The organism is Pseudomonas sp. ICMP 10191 (assembly GCF_001467335.1).
Classification (GTDB): Bacteria; Pseudomonadota; Gammaproteobacteria; order Pseudomonadales; family Pseudomonadaceae; genus Aquipseudomonas; species Aquipseudomonas cerasi.
Window position 1 is genome coordinate 29,447 of record NZ_LKGW01000117.1, and the last position, 17,356, is coordinate 46,802.

17 protein-coding genes are annotated in these 17,356 nt (G+C 60.5%); 9 read left to right on the forward strand and 8 right to left on the reverse strand.

Going from position 1 to position 17,356, the window contains the following annotated elements; translation table 11 throughout:
• Positions 1-35 precede the first annotated feature (35 nt).
• Complete coding sequence (locus AO388_RS17040; protein WP_003344609.1) at positions 36-1,004, forward strand: polyprenyl synthetase family protein; 969 nt, start codon at positions 36-38, stop codon at positions 1,002-1,004.
• An 89-nt stretch (positions 1,005-1,093) separates the two neighbouring features.
• Here AO388_RS17040 and AO388_RS17045 read toward each other — a convergent pair whose 3' ends face one another.
• The 5 genes from AO388_RS17045 to selD form a co-directional block, all read right to left on the reverse strand.
• A complete protein-coding gene (locus tag AO388_RS17045) occupies positions 1,094-1,990 on the reverse strand; it encodes a LysR family transcriptional regulator (RefSeq protein ID WP_003371091.1) in 897 nt (298 codons plus the stop codon).
• A 58-nt stretch (positions 1,991-2,048) separates the two neighbouring features.
• A complete protein-coding gene (locus AO388_RS17050) occupies positions 2,049-2,636 on the reverse strand; it encodes an NAD(P)H-dependent oxidoreductase (RefSeq protein WP_003371089.1) in 588 nt (195 codons plus the stop codon).
• Positions 2,637-2,831: 195 nt separating this feature from the next.
• Positions 2,832-3,596, reverse strand: a complete 765-nt coding sequence (locus AO388_RS17055; protein WP_003371087.1) for a sulfite exporter TauE/SafE family protein — start codon at positions 3,594-3,596, stop codon at positions 2,832-2,834.
• A gap of 33 nt (positions 3,597-3,629) precedes the next feature.
• A complete protein-coding gene (gene mnmH / locus AO388_RS17060) occupies positions 3,630-4,730 on the reverse strand; it encodes a tRNA 2-selenouridine(34) synthase MnmH (protein WP_003435603.1) in 1,101 nt (366 codons plus the stop codon).
• Entirely contained in the window at positions 4,730-5,764 is a 1,035-nt protein-coding gene (gene selD, locus AO388_RS17065) for a selenide, water dikinase SelD (RefSeq protein WP_003435600.1), read from the reverse strand. The genes mnmH and selD overlap by 1 nt, the downstream gene beginning before the upstream one ends.
• Positions 5,765-5,998: 234 nt before the next feature.
• Between selD and AO388_RS17070 the strand changes: the two genes are divergently transcribed.
• Genes AO388_RS17070 through phnE form a run of 4 tightly spaced genes read left to right on the forward strand, consistent with a single transcriptional unit; the run spans position 5,999 to position 9,229 of the window.
• The gene (locus AO388_RS17070; protein WP_058416786.1) at positions 5,999-6,850 is read left to right on the forward strand and encodes a putative selenate ABC transporter substrate-binding protein; all 852 of its coding nucleotides are present in this window, start codon (positions 5,999-6,001) and stop codon (positions 6,848-6,850) included.
• Positions 6,847-7,644 carry a phosphonate ABC transporter ATP-binding protein gene (locus AO388_RS17075; protein ID WP_054082197.1) on the forward strand — a complete coding sequence of 266 codons (798 nt, stop codon included), beginning with the start codon at positions 6,847-6,849 and terminating at the stop codon, positions 7,642-7,644. Before AO388_RS17070 ends, AO388_RS17075 begins: the two co-directional genes overlap by 4 nt.
• Positions 7,638-8,465, forward strand: a complete 828-nt coding sequence (locus AO388_RS17080) for a PhnE/PtxC family ABC transporter permease (RefSeq protein ID WP_058416787.1) — start codon at positions 7,638-7,640, stop codon at positions 8,463-8,465. The genes AO388_RS17075 and AO388_RS17080 overlap by 7 nt, the downstream gene beginning before the upstream one ends.
• On the forward strand, positions 8,462-9,229 hold the full coding sequence (gene phnE / locus AO388_RS17085; RefSeq protein WP_058416788.1) for a phosphonate ABC transporter, permease protein PhnE: 768 nt from the start codon (positions 8,462-8,464) through the stop codon (positions 9,227-9,229). Before AO388_RS17080 ends, phnE begins: the two co-directional genes overlap by 4 nt.
• A 67-nt stretch (positions 9,230-9,296) precedes the next feature.
• On the opposite strand, the gene ggt is transcribed toward phnE, so the two are convergent.
• The 3 genes from ggt to AO388_RS17100 all read right to left on the reverse strand — a co-directional run bounded on the left by ggt (position 9,297) and on the right by AO388_RS17100 (position 13,677).
• Positions 9,297-11,024, reverse strand: coding sequence for a gamma-glutamyltransferase (gene ggt, locus AO388_RS17090; RefSeq protein WP_003435590.1), 1,728 nt, complete (start codon positions 11,022-11,024; stop codon positions 9,297-9,299).
• A gap of 205 nt (positions 11,025-11,229) precedes the next feature.
• A complete protein-coding gene (mmsB, locus tag AO388_RS17095) occupies positions 11,230-12,117 on the reverse strand; it encodes a 3-hydroxyisobutyrate dehydrogenase (RefSeq protein WP_003435574.1) in 888 nt (295 codons plus the stop codon).
• A 33-nt stretch (positions 12,118-12,150) separates the two neighbouring features.
• Entirely contained in the window at positions 12,151-13,677 is a 1,527-nt protein-coding gene (locus AO388_RS17100) for a CoA-acylating methylmalonate-semialdehyde dehydrogenase (RefSeq protein ID WP_054082195.1), read from the reverse strand.
• Between the two features lie 158 nt (positions 13,678-13,835).
• Here AO388_RS17100 and AO388_RS17105 point away from each other — a divergent pair, with 158 nt between their 5' ends.
• The 4 genes from AO388_RS17105 (at position 13,836) to AO388_RS17120 (ending at position 17,159) form a co-directional block, all read left to right on the forward strand.
• Entirely contained in the window at positions 13,836-14,783 is a 948-nt protein-coding gene (locus AO388_RS17105; protein WP_058396809.1) for a LysR family transcriptional regulator, read from the forward strand.
• Between the two features lie 235 nt (positions 14,784-15,018).
• Positions 15,019-16,188: a polymorphic toxin type 44 domain-containing protein gene (locus tag AO388_RS17110; protein ID WP_058416789.1), complete on the forward strand. Its 1,170-nt coding sequence runs from the start codon at positions 15,019-15,021 to the stop codon at positions 16,186-16,188.
• Positions 16,163-16,591 carry a hypothetical protein gene (locus AO388_RS17115; protein ID WP_032609808.1) on the forward strand — a complete coding sequence of 143 codons (429 nt, stop codon included), beginning with the start codon at positions 16,163-16,165 and terminating at the stop codon, positions 16,589-16,591. Before AO388_RS17110 ends, AO388_RS17115 begins: the two co-directional genes overlap by 26 nt.
• A gap of 148 nt (positions 16,592-16,739) precedes the next feature.
• Complete coding sequence (locus AO388_RS17120) at positions 16,740-17,159, forward strand: hypothetical protein (RefSeq protein WP_032609835.1); 420 nt, start codon at positions 16,740-16,742, stop codon at positions 17,157-17,159.
• Positions 17,160-17,356 lie beyond the last annotated feature (197 nt).

Consider the following 17,356-nt stretch of genomic DNA (forward strand, 5'->3'; position numbering starts at 1 on the left):
CATGCGGCGCAACCTATCCGGAGCACGTGTCGCTGATGCAACCCCAAGCCTTCTACCGCGCGGTGGCGGACGACTTTAGTGCCGTTGACCTTATCATCAAAAAGCAACTGACGTCGCGCGTACCGCTGGTCTCGAAAATCGGTGATTACATCACGTCGGCAGGTGGCAAGCGCCTGCGCCCGTTGCTGGTGCTGCTGTGTGGCAAGGCACTGGGTCGCGAAGGCGATGACGTTCGCCTGCTCGCCGCCACCATCGAATTCCTGCACACCGCTACCCTGCTGCATGACGACGTTGTCGACATGTCCGGCATGCGTCGCGGTCGTTCCACCGCCAACGCGCTCTGGGGCAATGCGCCCAGCGTATTGGTGGGCGACTTCCTTTATTCGCGCTCGTTCGAAATGATGGTCGAACTGGGCTCGATGGAGGTCATGAAGATTCTGTCCAAGGCAACCCGCATCATCGCCGAAGGCGAAGTGTTGCAGCTCTCGAAGATTCGTGACGCCAGCACCACCGAAGAAACCTACATGGAAGTGATTCGCGGCAAGACGGCCATGCTGTTCGAAGCCTCGACGCACAGCGCCGCGGCCCTGTGCAACGCCCCCCAGGAACAGAGCGAAGCACTGCGCACGTTCGGCGATCATCTGGGTGTGGCCTTCCAGTTGGTGGATGACCTGCTGGACTACCGTGGCGATGCCGAGACACTGGGCAAGAACGTCGGTGACGACCTCGCCGAAGGCAAGCCGACCCTGCCGCTGATCTACACCATGCGTGAAGGCAGCCCGGAACAGGCCGCACTGGTTCGTCAGGCGATCCAGAAAGGTGGCCTGGAAGATCTGGAAAGCATCCGCAACGCAGTGGAAAGCGCCGGTGCCCTCGATTACACCGCACAGCTCGCCCGAGACTACGCGGCCCGTGCCATTGCCTGCCTGGACGCACTGCCGCCCAGCGAGTACCGCGATGCACTGGTCGAACTGAGCGAGTTTGCAGTCGCCCGCACGCATTGACAGTCGCCCGGTAAAAAGCCCGTCCAGCGTGACGGGCTTTTTGTTGCCCGGGTGAAAGCCAATTAATCGCCGGACACGCACTCAAGACCTCAGCGCGCGTAGTCCTCAAGCTTCTCCTGCATGAAATCCAGAAAGCACTGAATCCTCAGTGCCAGTCGAGAGTTGCGGTAATACACCGCATGGATCGGCTGACGATAGCCGCTGTTGGCCTCCTTCAACAGACAAACCATCCGCTCCTCGCGCAGGTCATCACAAGTCATGAAATCGGACAGGCAGGCGATGCCCACGCCCTCTAGCACCAGGTGGCGCAAGGTGTCGCCGCTGGATGCCGAGATGGAGGGCTTGATCGGCAGGCGATCGCCCCCGGCATGGCGTAACGGCCACTGATTGAGGACCTCTACATGGGTGAACCCCAACAGCACGTGCTGCGCCAGCTCTTCTGCAGTTTTGGGACTGCCGTGGCGCTGCAGGTAAGCCGGGCTGGCGACGATATTCAGCAGGCAACTGCCCAGTGAGCGGGCATGCAGGGTCGAGTCGGACAGCGCACCGATGCGGATGGCGATATCCGTGCTTTGCTCAAGCAGGTCGATGAACCAGTCATCGCTGTTGAGCTCCAGCTCGATATGCGGATAACGCTGACGAAACTCTGCCACGTGCGGCACGATGGAATGCAGCATGAACGGTGACGCGGCGTTGATACGCAAGCGCCCGGCGGGCGTCTGCCTGGAGGAGGAGAGCCGTTCTTCGAGGCTTTCCATCTGCTCAAGGATGTGACGCGCACGCTCCAGAAAGAACTTGCCCTCCTCGGTCAGGTCCATGCGCCGCGTAGTGCGGTTGATCAGCGTGGTTTCCAGCTTGGCTTCCAGACGCGACAGGGTGCGGCTGACGCCTGAGGGCGTCTGGCCCATTTTCTCGGCTGCGGCGGAGATCGAACCGCTTTCGATAACCGAGACAAACACCTGTAACTCATCGGATCGGGCTTTCATTGTTGTCCCCTGCTCAACACTCAGGGGATATTAACGCTGTTCAGTGCAAAGGTTGCGCTCACTGCGCAGCAAACACCTTGGCCAGATGAGCCTGGTAACGCTGCACGTCTGCTTCGACATTGGGCATTTTCATTACGTCCACTGCCAGAAACGTCGGCAGGCCGGTCATGCCCAAAAACTCGTTGGCCTTGTGAAACGGGAAGTAGACCGCATCGACACCTTTGGCTTCAAAGAAGTCGGACGGGTCGTCGAAGGCTTTCTGTGGCGCATTCCAGGTTGCCGAAATCATGTACTGTTTGCCATGCAGCAAGCCGCCGCTGCCGTATGTCTGCGATGCATCCGAACGCGTACGGCCGTCATTGGCATACAGGCTGCCGTGGCCCTCGGTGAACACTTCATCGATGTATTTCTTGACGGTCCAGGGCGCCCCCATCCACCAGCCAGGCATCTGCCAGACGATGACATCGGCCCAGAGAAACTTCTGCACTTCCTCGGCCACGTCGTAGCCGCCGTCAATGAAGGTTTGCTTCACATCGAAACCGGCACGGTCCATGAACGCTACGCCCGCCTCGTGCAGGGTCGCGTTATAGCGGCCTTCCGAGTGCGCAAACTGTTTACCGCCGTTGAGGAACAATACTTTTTTCATGGCTGATCTCTCGCAACCCGACCCCGCCCGTCTTGAGGCTGAGGTGGAGGTGATTAATGGATGAGCCGAGAGTAAAGAGATGTGCGTCCATGAGTAAGACAGCAAAGGGCAAAATACTCTTGCTTCACAGTCACGAATGGCAGGAAGACTATTGACCGAAATGCGTGAACAGCTAAAGGGTTTACCCCATCAGGCTCAACCCTTTATCAGCAGATGCAGCCCCAACAGCCCCATGCCGATGAAGAACACACGCTTGAACAGCACCGCGCTGATTCGCTGACGCAGCCACTGCCCCAGCAGCATGCCCAACAGGGCCGGAATCAGCGCCAGCGTGGATGCGCCCAGTTCCGCGCCGCCCAGCGTGCCGTTCCACGACAGACCCGCCGCCAGCGCCAGCGTCGAGACGGTGAAGGACAACCCCAGCGCCTGGACCAACTGGTCGCGCTCAAGCCCCAGAGCCTGCAGATAAGGCACCACGGGAATCACGAATACCCCGGTGGCCGAAGCGATAACCCCGGTGATCAAACCGCACAGCGGGCCCAGCCAGCGCTCGGCGGCGGCAGCAACCCTGAAGGTCGGCAAAAACAGCCCGCTCAGTGCGTAGAGAAACAACGCGCCACCCAACGCGCGGGTCATCGAATGACCGCCACTCATGCCCAGCCAGAACGCCCCGGCCAGAGTGCCGATGAAAATCATGCTCAGCATCGGCCATAGCCGCTTCAGCAAAGGCCGCAGATTGCCACCCGTCGCCAGTTGCCAGACATTGGTGAACGTCGACGGGATGATCAGTAACGCCGCAGCCTGCGCCGGCAGCATGGCCAGTCCCAGCAACCCCATTGCCACGGTGGGCAAACCCAGGCCGATGACACCCTTGACCGTTCCGGCCAGCAGAAAGGTGCCGATCACCAGAGCCGAAAGGCCCCAGCCCAGCGTTTGATAGAAATCGAGAATCGAATGCATGGCGTCCCTTGCCAGATGGATAGAGGTCGAGGCTTAACCTTTTACTGAGCGCTCGCGCAGGTAGGCCAGCACTTGCGCTTGATCACCTGCGAATTCGATACGCGCCGCCTTGTGTTCGCGCTGGTAAGCGTACATCGGGTCGTAGTACTCGCCGAGCAGCCCTTCGATCCAGCCACGGTGCAGATCAACCGCACCGCTGCGCTGCTGTTCTTCCAGCGCCGCCTGCATAAGGCCCGACAGTCGCTGGTGACGCTCGCCACCGAGGCGTTTGTGAATGTTGTTCAGGCTTTGCAACAGACGCTCGGCGAACAGGCCAAAGCCTTGCTCTTCGCCCTTGACGGTGATGAACTCTGCGCAGAGGTTGATCACGTAATCATCGAGAATCCGCTCGACGCGATTCTCGAAGCTGTCTTCCAGCCAGACCATCGCGCAGCCCTGCATCGCCTGGTGCAGTTCCAGCGGCACGTTGCAACTACCGACCAGACGGCTTTCATCTTCCACAACGAATTGTTCGATACCGGCTGCGCGCTTCTTGAGCAGGTCGATGGCCAGCCGGTTCTCGAAGTCGATCTGCGCCGGTTGCCCGGTGGCACGCTTGCCGAAGCTGGAGCCGCGGTGGTTGGCGATGCCTTCCAGGTCCAGGCTGTTGCGCAGTTGCGTCAACACTTCGGTCTTGCCCGTGCCGGTCATTCCGCCGAGCACGACGATTTCGCATTCGCTCACCGCCTCGTGCAGGGTATCCAGCAGGAACGTGCGCATCGCCTTGTAGCCGCCAAGAACCCGTGGGTAGTCGACCCCGGCATCCTTCAGCCAGCGCTGTACCGTCTGCGAGCGCAGCCCGCCGCGAAAGCAATACAGGTAGCCATCCGGATTGGCCTTGGCGAACTCGACCCACGCATTGACGCGTTCATCCTTGACCTGACCACAGACCAATTGATGCCCAAGCTGGATAGCGGCGTCCTGGCCGTGTTGCTTGTAGCAGGTGCCGACCTTCTGCCGCTCGATGTCATTCATCAGCGGCAGGTTGATCACACCAGGAAAAGCCCCCTTGGAAAACTCCACCGGAGCACGAGCGTCCATCATCGGCACGTCGTTGAGAAACAATGCGCGGTAGTCGCTGCTGTTGTCGGCCATCAGAACACCTCGACGGCGTGGGTCTGTCGCTCGTGCAGGGTGCCGATAGGGTTGAGCAACAGACCCAGTTCGGCAGCCACGATCAGAAACTCGGCTTCACCTTCAGGGCTGACCGCGACCAGCAGACCGCCGCTTGTCTGCGGGTCACACAACAGGTCACGCTGGGCGTCGGTCAGTGTGCCGATCCTGTCGCCGTAACTTTCAAAATTGCGCAATGTGCCGCCCGGCACACAGCCCTCGGCAATGTAATGCTCGACGCCAGGCAGACGCGGTACAGCAGCGTAGTCCAGACGCGCGGTCAGACCTGCGCCGTCCGCCATTTCAACCAGATGCCCGAGCAGGCCGAAGCCGGTGACATCGGTCATGGCCTGCACTCCGTCGAGCTTGCCGAAACGGCTGCCCGGCTTGTTCAGGGTACACATCCAGTCACGCGCCAGACCGATGTCTTCCTCGCGCAACCTGGATTTCTTCTCGGCGGTGGTGAGGATGCCGATGCCCAGGGGCTTGGTCAGGTACAAGGTGCTCCCCGCCAGGGCAGTGTCGTTGCGTTTCATGTGCTTTTTCTGCACCACGCCGGTCACCGCCAGACCGAAGATCGGCTCCGGCGCGTCGATGGAGTGCCCGCCCGCCAGCGGAATACCGGCAGCGTCGCAGACGGCACGACCACCGCGAATGACTTCACGCGCCACTTCTGGCGGAAGGATGTTGACCGGCCAGCCAAGAATGGCGATGGCCATCAGCGGATCGCCGCCCATCGCATAGATATCGCTAATGGCATTGGTCGCGGCGATACGGCCGAAGTCGAACGGGTCATCGACGATGGGCATGAAGAAGTCCGTGGTCGAGACCACGCCGCGCTCGTCATCCAGCGCATAGACCGCTGCGTCATCACGCGAGGCATTGCCAACCCAGAGTCTGGGGTCGAGGTTCTGAGCGCCGCTGCCAGCGAGGATCACGTCCAGCACCTTGGGGGAAATCTTGCAGCCACACCCTGCTCCATGACTGTACTGGGTCAGGCGGATTGGCTCATTCATTGCGACACTCTCGGTTACCGGGAAACAGGCTGTGGAGTCTAGGGGCTGTTCCCTTATCAGCGCAAACCGCGTCGTGCGCCGATCGTGCATTCGGGCGATGAATCTGCCGAACTGGCCTTTCTCGCCATGCCTCTTATAATCCCCGCGCATCACCACCGAATCCTGTGAAGCGCCGCCTGCTCGTGCTGGCGGGCGTCACGTTATCCTTTTCCGCTATTGAACCGGAGAACCTCCATGCTCAAGCGTACCCTGGCGCTCGCCGCCGGCCTTGCCCTGTCCTTCTCCGCCCTGACCAGCCACGCTGCCGACACCCTGCGCGTCTCGGCCATTCCCGACGAAGCGCCCACCGAACTGCTGCGCAAGTTCAAGCCGCTGGGTGCTTATCTGGAGCAACGGCTGGGCATGAAAGTCGAGTTCGTTCCAGTCGCGGATTACCCGGCAGTGGTCGAAGCGCTGGCCACTGACCGGCTCGACATGGCCTGGCTGGGCGGCTTCACCTTCGTTCAGGTCAACCTCAAGACCGGTAATGCGGTGCCACTGGTACAGCGTGAGCAGGACGCCAAATTCACCAGCAAATTCATCACCTCCGATCCGGACGTGAAAACCCTGGCGGACCTCAAGGGCAAGACGTTTGCCTTCGGCTCGGTGTCCTCGACATCCGGCAGCCTGATGCCGCGTTATTTCATGCTCAAGGAAAACATCAAACCGGAAACGTTCTTCAGCCGCGTCGCCTATTCCGGTGCGCATGACGCAACTGCCGCGTGGGTTCAGGCGGGCAAGGTCGATGCAGGCGTGCTCAATGCCAGCGTCTGGGACAAACTGGTCGCCAGCGGCAAGGTCGACACCAACAAGGTTCATGTCTTCCAGACCACACCGGCTTATTTCGACTACAACTGGACCGTGCGCGGCAGCCTCGACCCGGCACTGGCAGCGAAAATCAAACAGGCCTTCCTTGATCTCGACCCGGCCAACCCGGAGCAGAAGGCGATCCTCGACCTTCAGGCCGCCAGCCGCTTCATCGAGACCAAGCCCGAGAACTACAAAGGCATCGAAGAAGCCGCACGCGCTGCCGACCTGCTGAAATGACCTTGCGTCTGTCCGGCATCGAGCTGCGCCATAGCGACGGCACACTGGCGTTGCGCGGCCTGGACCTGAGCATTGATCGCGGCGAGCGGGTGGCGATCATCGGGCCATCCGGTGCGGGCAAGACCACGCTGCTCAACCTGCTGGCCAGCGCTCTGCCGCCCAGTGCCGGGCAACTGCAGGTGCTGGGGGCTGATCCCTGGCAGCTCTCCAGCACACGACGCCAGCGCCTGCGCAGCCGCATTGCGCTGATTCATCAGGCACCGCCGTTGCCGGCGCGCCAACGGGTGGTCACTGCGGTGTCGGCGGGCAGGCTTGGTCAGTGGGGGCTGGGCAAAAGCCTGCTGAACCTGCTGCATCCCCTCGACATCAGCGGCGCCCGCGAGGTATTGGCACGTCTGGACCTGGCAGACAAATTGTTCGAGCGTTGCCAGCAGTTGTCCGGCGGACAGCTGCAACGTGTCGGCATTGCCCGCGCCCTGTATCAACAACCCGAACTGCTGCTGGCCGACGAGCCGGTTTCGGCGATGGACCCGCGCCTCGCCGATCACACCCTGGCGCTGCTGTGTCAGCACGCCATTGAGCACAACGTGACGCTGGTCGCCAGCCTGCATGCGGTGGAACTGGCGCTGGCACACTTTCCGCGGGTCATCGGGGTGCGCGACGGGCGAATTCACTTCGACCTTGCCGCCAGCGAGGTCGGCCGGGAGCATCTCGACACGCTGTATGCCAACGAGCAACTCAGCCCTCAGGCGGTTTCGGATGCGGCTGAAATACGCTGGACGCCACGATGCTGAGTCGGGATCAGCGCGACCCGGCGGCAACGCCACGCCTGTTGCTGACGTTGCTGGCGGTCGCCCTGCTCTGGCCGGGCATTCGTCTGGCCGAACTGAATCCGCTGGTACTGCTGCAAGCCGATAATGCGCGGACGATGGGCAGCTTTCTCTCCGGGTTCTGGCCGGTGGCGCACTCTGTGGAATTCCTCGGGCTGCTGCTGGATGCGACGCTGCAAACCCTGGCGATCGCGACGGCCGGCATTGCCCTTGCCTTGCTGCTGGCCGTTCCGGCAAGCCTGCTCGCCAGCAAAGCGCTGTCGTTGTCGGCCGCCTCACACGGCGGCCGCCCCGGCTGGCTCGGCCAATGCCTGCGCTGGCCGACACGCGGAGTATTGATCTTCCTGCGCAGCGTGCCGGAAATCGTCTGGGCGCTGCTGTTCGTGCGCGCGGTCGGCCTGGGCCCGACGGCCGGCGTGCTGGCCATCGCCATCACCTATGCGGGCATGCTCGGCAAGGTGTACGCGGAGATTTTCGAATCGGTGGACCAACGCCCGGCCCACGCGCTGCTCCAGGCAGGCAGCGGTCGCCTGGCAGCGCTGGCTTACGGCATCCTGCCCAACGCGGCAGCCGAATTGACGTCCTACACGGTGTACCGCTGGGAGTGCGCCGTGCGCGCTTCGGTGGTCATGGGTTTCGTCGGCGCAGGCGGACTGGGTCAGCAGATCGACCTGTCGATGCGCATGTTCGCCGGTGACGAAGTGGCGAGCATGCTGCTGACCTTCCTGCTGCTGGTGCTGCTCGCCGACCAGCTCAGCCGCTTGCTGCGCAGGCAGTTCACATGAAGCGCGCAGGCAATCTGCTGCTGGTGCTGACGATGATTGCGGCAGTGACCGCATCGTTTGTGTACCTCGGCCTCGACCTGTTCACCCTGGGCAGCCACGACAACCTGACGCAGATGGGCCGTTACGCGCTGCGCTTCATGAGCCCGGACCTGAGCGCCCCTCATCTGCAGGCAATCGGCCAGGGCACCCTGGAAACCCTCGCCATGTCTGCACTCGGCACATTGCTGGCCGCCATTGCAGGTTTGCTCCTGGCACTGCCCGCTGCCGGACGCTTCGGCTGGTTCCTGCGCAGCCTGAGCCGCCTGCTGCTCAATGCGCTGCGCGCCATTCCGGAACTGGTGTGGGCCGTGTTGATGGTGCTGGCTGCCGGGCTAGGCCCCAATGCCGGCACGCTGGCGCTGGCACTGCACACCACGGGCGTTCTGGGCCGTCTGTTTGCCGAGGCGCTGGAAAATACCGCGCCACAACCCGCTGCAGCGATTCGTCTGCAGGGCGGCAGCGCCTGGCAGGCGTTCAGCTACGGCACCCTGCCCAACCTCTGGCCACAGCTGCTGGCGTATACGCTGTATCGCTGGGAGAACAACATTCGCATGGCCAGCGTGCTGGGCTTTGTCGGCGCGGGCGGTCTGGGGCAAATGCTGTATGTCAGCCTCAGCCTGTTTCAGGAAGCGCAGGCCAGTACCGTGATTCTGGCGATGCTGATACTGGTGTTGGCCGTCGACGCTTTGAGCGGTTGGAGCAGGCAGCGTTGGGTGCGTAACTGAGCAGACCTTAGAACGCAAAACGCCACGACCCTGAAGCTCAGGGCCGTGGCGCGATTAGCAGCGTGACTCAGTAGCCGAGCGACAACCCGGTGTTGCGACGCGGGTCGTTGGCACCGTAGAAGCGGTTGTTACCGACCGGTTTGCCACCCAGCGAAGGCGCGCCCACCAGAATCGCCGCCACATGATTGAGCGGCTGCGGACCTGCGAACTTTTGACCCCAGCTCTGGAGAATCTTCAGCGTGTCAGGGCTGACCGCGAAGGTATCGATGTTGGTTTCCTCAGGCTGCCATTGCTGGTGGAAACGCGGCGCATCCACCGCTTCCTGAATGTTCATGCCGTAGTCGATGACGTTGAGCATGGTCAGCAGCGTGGCGGTAATGATGCGGCTGCCACCCGGCGTGCCGACGACCATCACAGCCTTGCCGTCCTTGGTGACAATGGTCGGGCTCATCGACGACAGCGGCGTCTTGCCCGGCGCGATGGCGTTGGCTTCGCCCTGCACCAGTCCGTACATGTTGGGTACGCCGACCTTGACGGTGAAGTCATCCATTTCATCGTTGAGGATCACGCCGGTCTTGCTGGCCATGACGCCCGCGCCGAACCAGTTGTTCAGGGTGTAGGTCACCGAAACCGCATTGCCCCACTTGTCGACAATCGAATAGTGGGTGGTGTTGCTGCCTTCATGGGGCGCAACGCCGGGTTTGATCTTGTTCGAGTCACCGGCCTTTTGCGGATCGATGGCTGCGCGCAGCTTGGCTGCGTACTTGACGTCCAGCAGGTGCTCGACCGGATTCTTGACGAAGTCCGGGTCGCCCAGGTAGCTATTGCGGTCCGCGTAGGCGTGACGCATGGCCTCGATCTGATAATGCATGCCCTGCGCCGAGCGGAAGCCCAGCTCTTTCATCGGGTAGCCTTCGAGGATATTCAGAATCTGGCAGATGACCACACCGCCGGAGCTCGGAGGCGGTGCCGAGACCACATGGTAGCCACGGTAATCACATTCGACCGGTGCCAGCTCGCGGGTCTTGTAATGGTCGAGGTCCGCCTGGGTGATGATGCCCTTGCCGGCCTGGCTGGAATCGACCAGCGCCTTGGCAACCCAGCCCTTGTAGAAACCGTCGCTGCCCTTCTCGGAGACTTCCTTGAGAGTCTTGGCCAGGTCTTTCTGCACCAGTTTCTGACCGACCTGCATCGGTTCGCCCTTGTCGAGGAAGATCGAACCGGAATCGGCCATGTCCGCCTTGAATACATCCGTGGCGCTCGACAGCATGTCGACATCGCCCTGACCCAGCACAAAACCTTCCTCGGCGAGCTTGATCGCCGGAGCGATGACTTCCTCACGCTTGCGGGTACCGTACTTGCTCAGGGCCATTTCCATACCGGAGACGGTGCCAGGCACGCCGACGGCCAGATGGCCCTTGGCACTCAGATCAGGGATGACCTTGCCGTCCTTATCCAGGTACATGTTGGCAGTCGCGGCCAGCGGTGCCTTTTCACGGAAGTCGAGGAAGGTCTTGCGCCCGTCGGCCAGCTGAATGGTCATGAAACCACCGCCGCCGAGGTTGCCGGCAGCGGGATAGACCACCGCCAGCGCGTAGCCGACCGCTACGGCCGCATCGACCGCATTGCCGCCAGCCTTGAGTACATCGACACCCACGTGGGTAGCCAGGTGCTGAGCCGTCACGACCATGCCGTTTTCGGCAGCGACCGGCGCTTGTGACGCCGCGAATGTGGGGGAATACGCGACAATCAGTGCCGTCGCGATCAACGATCTGGCGAGGGGTTCGAACTTCATGGTCGATCTCTTCTTTTTCTGGGTCAGGGACGTTTGATGAGTGAAGCGCCAGCCTCCAGGCGAGGATGCGGCGCTTCTCGTCGAAGCGTACCGAGCATCCCTGCGCTGATCTGACGAGGCCCAAAGTAGCCGGTTCTGCCGCGTTTTCCTAATGTAAAAACCGGATACACAGCAACGCCCCACTGATTCCCGACACGGGTGACGCCTAGGCTTTCGGGCGATACCCCTCAATGATCGCCGAGAAGTCCTTGCCGCCATCACCGCGCAGGCTCATGGCCTGGTACAGCTGTTGCGCCACTGCGCCGAGGATGACCGGTTGATGCGCAGCGCGCGCGGCCTCGGTTGCCAGGCCCAGGTCCTTGAGCATCAACTCGGCGCCAAAGCCGCCACTGTAACCGCGTGACGCGGGCGCGGTTTCGACGATGCCGGGCCACGGGTTGTAGGCCTCGGAACTCCAGCAACGACCGGTCGAGGTATTGATGATGCCGGCCAGCACTTGGGTATCGATACCCAGTGCATTGCCCAGCGCCATAGACTCGGCCACGCCGATCATGGAAATCGCCAGCAGCATGTTGTTGCAGATCTTGGCAATCTGGCCGGTGCCCACGTCACCACAATGCACGATGTTGCGGCCCATCTGTTCCAGCACCGGTTTGAGCACGGCGAAATGCCCGGCAGAGCCTCCGACCATGAAGGTCAGGGTCCCGGCCTGCGCCCCACCGGTGCCGCCCGACACCGGCGCATCGCCCAACACCACGCCTTGCTGCGCAGCGACAGCGGCGATGTCGCGGATGGTCTGCGGGTCGATGGTGCTGCAATCAACCGCCGGGACGCCTCGTGCGATGCCTTTCAGCACGCCGTCGTCGCTCAGGTACACGCTGCGCACATGTGCCGCTGCGGGCAGCATGGTGATGACCAGCTCACTGCCCTGAGCCGCCTGTGCGGGTGAGTCACTGACCTGTGCGCCCAGCTCGGCGAACTCAGCCAGTACGCTCTTGTTGAGGTCGAACACCTGCAAGGCGTGACCGGCTCTGATCAGGTTGCGGGCCATGGGCGCGCCCATATTGCCCAGACCGATAAATGCGATGTTCATTATTGTTCTCCCGAGCGAATTGACCGCCAGCGCTCAGCGCAGATTGATCGTGGTGTTCACGCCATCGTTGACGCTATCGTCATCGAACCAGCGACTGGTGACGGTCTTGGTCTGCGTGTAGAACTGCACCACCTGTTTGCCGTACGGGCCCAGATCGCCCAGTTTGGAACCTCGCGAGCCGGTAAAACTGAAAAACGGCACCGGCACGGGAATCGGAATATTGATCCCGACCTGCCCGACATCAATCTCGCTTTGAAACTTGCGTGCCGCCGCACCGCTCTGGGTGAACAGCCCGGTGCCGTTGCCGAACGGGTTGGCGTTGACCAGCGCGATCGCCTCATCGAGGGTATCGACTTCCAGCACCACCAGCACCGGCCCGAAAATTTCCTGGGTGTAGATCTGCATGTCGGTGGTGACGCCCGAGAACAAGGTCGGCCCCACGAAGTTGCCGCCCTCGTAACCCGGAACCGAAACCTCCCGACCATCCAGTTCCAGCGTCGCGCCTTCACGCACGCCGCTCTCGATCAGATCCAGAATGCGTTGTTTGGCCCTTCGTGAAATCACCGGCCCGATGTCAGTGCCCGGCTCCTTACCGGCATTGACCTTGAGAGTCTGCGCCCGTGCCTTGAGGTCGGGCAGCCACTGTCTAGACGCGCCGACCAGCACCACCACAGAGGTCGCCATGCACCGCTGACCCGCCGCACCGAAACCCGCGCCCACCAGCGCGTTCAGCGTTTGCTCACGGTTGGCATCGGGTAGCACCACGGCATGATTCTTCGCCCCCATCATTGCCTGCACCCGCTTGCCATGCCGACCGGCCAGATCGTAGACATGCGTGCCGACCGCCGTTGAACCGACGAAGGAAACAGCCTTGATGTCCTTGTGCGTGCAGATCGCGTCCACCACCTCCTTGCCACCATGCACCACGTTGAGCACACCGGGCGGCACCCCCGCCTCGATCGCCAGCTCGACCAGCAACAGGGTCGACAGCGGATCCTGCTCGGAAGGCTTGAGCACGAATGTATTGCCGCAGGCGATCGCCATCGGAAACATCCACAGCGGAATCATCGCCGGGAAGTTGAACGGCGTGATCCCGGCGCACACACCGATCGGCTGGCGCAGGGTATAGGTGTCAACGCCACTGGCGACGTTCTCGGCAAACTCGCCCATTTGCAGCGTGCCGATCGAACAGGCGTGCTCGACCACTTCCAGGCCCCGAAAAATATCGCCCTCGGCATCGGCCAGCGTCTTGCCCTGCTCGGCACTGAGTACCGCCGCGATGCGCCTGGAGTGCTCGCGGATCAGCGCCTGCAACTTGAGCATGATGCGCATACGCACACCAATGGGTGTTTCACGCCAGGTTCGATAGGCCGCGTGAGCAGCGGCGACAGCGGCGTCCACTTCACTGGCCGTGGCGAATGGCACCTGGGCGAGGATTTCCTGAGTGGCGGGATTGACGATGTCTTGCCATTCGCTGCTTTGCGAGTCGGTCCACTCGCCGTTGATCAGCAGTTTCACGCGAGCAATCGAGGTCGTCGTGTGGTTCAGTGAGGCATTCATTTCAGCGATTCTCCCTTCAGCAAACCACGCATCCACAGCTTGTGCAGAAGGATGAGCGTGGCCTCCCGGCAGTCTTGTTTTTGAATTGGTCAGGGGGCGTGCTTTGGAGTATAGATGTGCAAACTTCTAACAAGAACGAAGATAAAAGCAGGGTCAACATGCAAAAAAACATCACCTCCCTGGGGCTGTTGAACTGGGATGACCTGAAGTTTTTCCTTGAGGTGGCACGCACCCGAAAAGTCAGCAGCGCGGCCCGGCGTCTGGGCGTTGACTACACCACCGTGTCGCGGCGCATCAACTCGCTGGAAACCTCACTGGGCACACTGCTTTTCGAGAAATCGCGCACCAACGGCTTCATCATGACCGCCGAAGGTCAGCGCCTGCTGGGTTATGCCGAGTCCATCGAAAGCACACTGCACATGGCTTGCGAACAGGTTTCCGGGTCCAGCGTCGCGCTATCAGGGCATGTGCGCATGGGCTGCACCGAAGGCTTCGGCAGCTTCTTCATCACCCCGCAACTGAGCCACTTTCTCGACAGCTACCCGAGCATTTCGCTGGACATCCTGCCGCTGCCGCACTTCATCAGCCTGTCTAAGCGCGAGGCGGATATCGTCATCGCCCTGGAGCGCCCCGAACACGGTCCTTACGTGTGTTGCAAACTCTGCGATTACAGCCTGGGTCTGTACGCCACCCAGGCCTACCTCGACAACCACTCGCCCATCGAACACAAAGCGGACCTGAGCGAGCACGTCTTCATCAGCTACGTCGACGACTTGGCGTTCAGCTCCGAGCTGCTGTACATGAGCAACCTGCTGCCCAACGCCCAGGCACGGCTGCGCAGCACCAGCGTCATCGCCCAATACACCGCCGCCCTGCAGGGCCGCGCACTGGCCATCCTGCCATGCTTCCTCGCCGCTCAAGACCCACGGCTGCTGCCGGTGCTGAGGGAGGAAGTGAACATTACTCGTCAATTCTGGATGTACTGCCGGGAGGACCTGCGCAAGTTGAAGCGGATCACGTTGCTGTGGGATTACATTCGGGAGGTGACGGAGTTGAATAAGGGGTTTCTGTTGGGGGAAAACCGCGCTATTCGCTTCCTTCAATGACAGATTTTCGAGGGATCAGGTGGCCTTATAGTCGCGGGGCAGACCGGAGTTGGCGGTTTGTCATACTGATGCTGGTCCGCTCCCATTGAGGTGACCCCGACTTTTAGATCAGGTTCTCAAGGTCCTTCGCAAAACTAAGATTTCCCCTACATACCGCTTTTTGCGCTTCCGGTAGCCTCCCACGCGTCAACTAAACGCTGGTTGTTTACGGATCAAAACGCAGGGACGGGATGCAATGATTTCTTCAGCCCGATTGGGCGACAAGCAAGCCTGCCCATTACCGGGGCACGGTACAACGCCTATCGCTTCTGCATCCGATGACGTCAACATCAACGGCATGGGCGCGGCACGTGTGGGGGATACCTGCGGGTGTGGCGCGGTCATCACTACAGGCTTTCCTTCCATTCTGGTGAATGGCCGTCCTATGGCCCACCTAGGAAGCCCCACCAGTCACGGCGGGACAATCATCACGGGCTCAGGCAATGTGGGTGGCGGCTTCGTCATGGGCGACGCTGGTGGCGCGCCCCTTATTAACTTCATGGTGCTGGGGGCCTTCCGGCCAGACGGTTCCGTGGACGACGAGAAGATGGCGACCTTGCTGGCTGACCCGAAGCTCACGGAGAAAGCCTTGGCGGCGAACGCTTCGGTAGGCCCTGAGGCCGCTGGTGAGAAGTCAGATGCGCAGCCTGAGTCAAAAGCGGAACCTGTTGTTTGCAAACACCCTGACAGGATGGAAGAGCTGGCGACTTATATTGCTGGAGAGATGAACGCCAACATCAATAGTCCAGAAGTTCGTCAGATGAGAGACCTCAATAGCTTCGATGCGGCGGCAAAGATGAAGGAGTATGAGGCGCTTCCATTTTACTTGCGCCTTGGTCCCGGCCCGGATTTCTACAGCATGGCGGCCGGTATGCAAGCAAAGGCTTTTGCTATCTGGGCAGAACGTGTTGGTCAGAATCGCCCGTGGGACCACAAACCGATACTCGCCGCGAAATACGATGGCGTCGTCTACCACAAACAGGGCGATTACGATTACTTCTATGACATCTGGTCGAACATTCACTATGGATACGTCGGGCGAGTTGGTGGGCTTTCCGAAAGCATCCTTTTGGATGGCGCAGGTGCTGAGCAGATCGTTTCAGACACACTCAGGAAAGCAGTCGAGGTCCTACAGAAACCGAAAGAGGAAAGAAAACTTCCGGGGCCTAATCGCTCGGCCGACATTGATGGACTCCGTGCATGGGACGACGCCCCAGACCGGATTTCGATTAGCATTGGGATCAAGCTGTTCAGCCAAAACCCCACCGGTGGAATTACGGCACAAATGGTAATGAAGGAAGTTCTTGCAGTAGCACCTGGAGCATGGGGAAAAGGCATCCGTGAACACAAATGCAAGCAAAACTAAAACCGGGCATGGCCGTTGGCTGCTTGTTGGCCTATTGGTCGGCCCTATCGCTTTTTGGTACTTAGCTTCTCCAGTCGTGGCAGTAAATTTTTCTCATGAAGGAAAGGAAGAGTTTCGATACATCTGGAACACTCAGCATCAAATCTATAAGGGTGACATGCCCGCAGGTGGCGGCTCAGCGGTCGAGTGGGGCCAAATCTTCCCTGATAAAGATTTCTTCATGAGGTTCGATTGGTGGACCGACAAGGGATTTCAGAGGTGTTTCTACGTAACACCGAAATGGGGGCGGATGATAGAAATTTACCTTGATGATAAAGGTCGAATCGACACTGCTGCGACTGACCATGATGTTATCGCTCGTTTAAAACAGTGTGCCGGGGAACCTGACCCTTTTCGGTCCTAAGGTGCCCTACCAGCACTACCAAAGTAAACCCATCACAGCACCCAAGCAGAACGCGGACGACATCCTAAAGGAAGCGTCACTGCAAAGATGGTCATGGACGAAATGCTTGCAGTACCGCCCCAGCCATGGGGTAAAGGGGTCCAAATACATGCCTGTCCATAAACCCAGGATCCGATATGGCCGCTGGATGTTTCTTCTACTCGGCATCCTTCCTGTGGCTTTTTGGTATTTTTCCTCGCCGGTCGTAGCCGTCAATTTTTCTCCGAATAGCAAGGAGGAGTTTCGATACGTGTGGAACACTCAGGACAGAATCCACAGGGGCGATATCAGGCACGGCGGCTCAGCCGTTGAGTTCAGCTACATATTCCCTGATAAGGACTTCTTCATGATGTTCGATTGGTGGACCGATAAGGGTTTCAAGCGGTGCATCGACATCACGCCTAAATGGGGAAGTACGATAGACATCTATCTTGATGATATCGGCAGGATCGACACAGCCAAAACGGCGCCTGACGTCATTGCTCGTCTGAAACAGTGTCCGGGGCGACCAGACGCCTTCCGGCCCTGAGGCGTGCTACCAGCGTCAAGTCAAACTCGGCGCAGCCAATGAGTAAACACAGAAGATACTCCCATGGCTGCCTTGGTAGGCCGAGCCGATAGCTGACTCCTCCATTAACTCTCGCACAGCAGCCGCGCAACCCACCCGGGCAGACGGTTATCATGCCGGTGATAGTGCTTTACCAGTCAACGCCCCCCCCCCCNAAT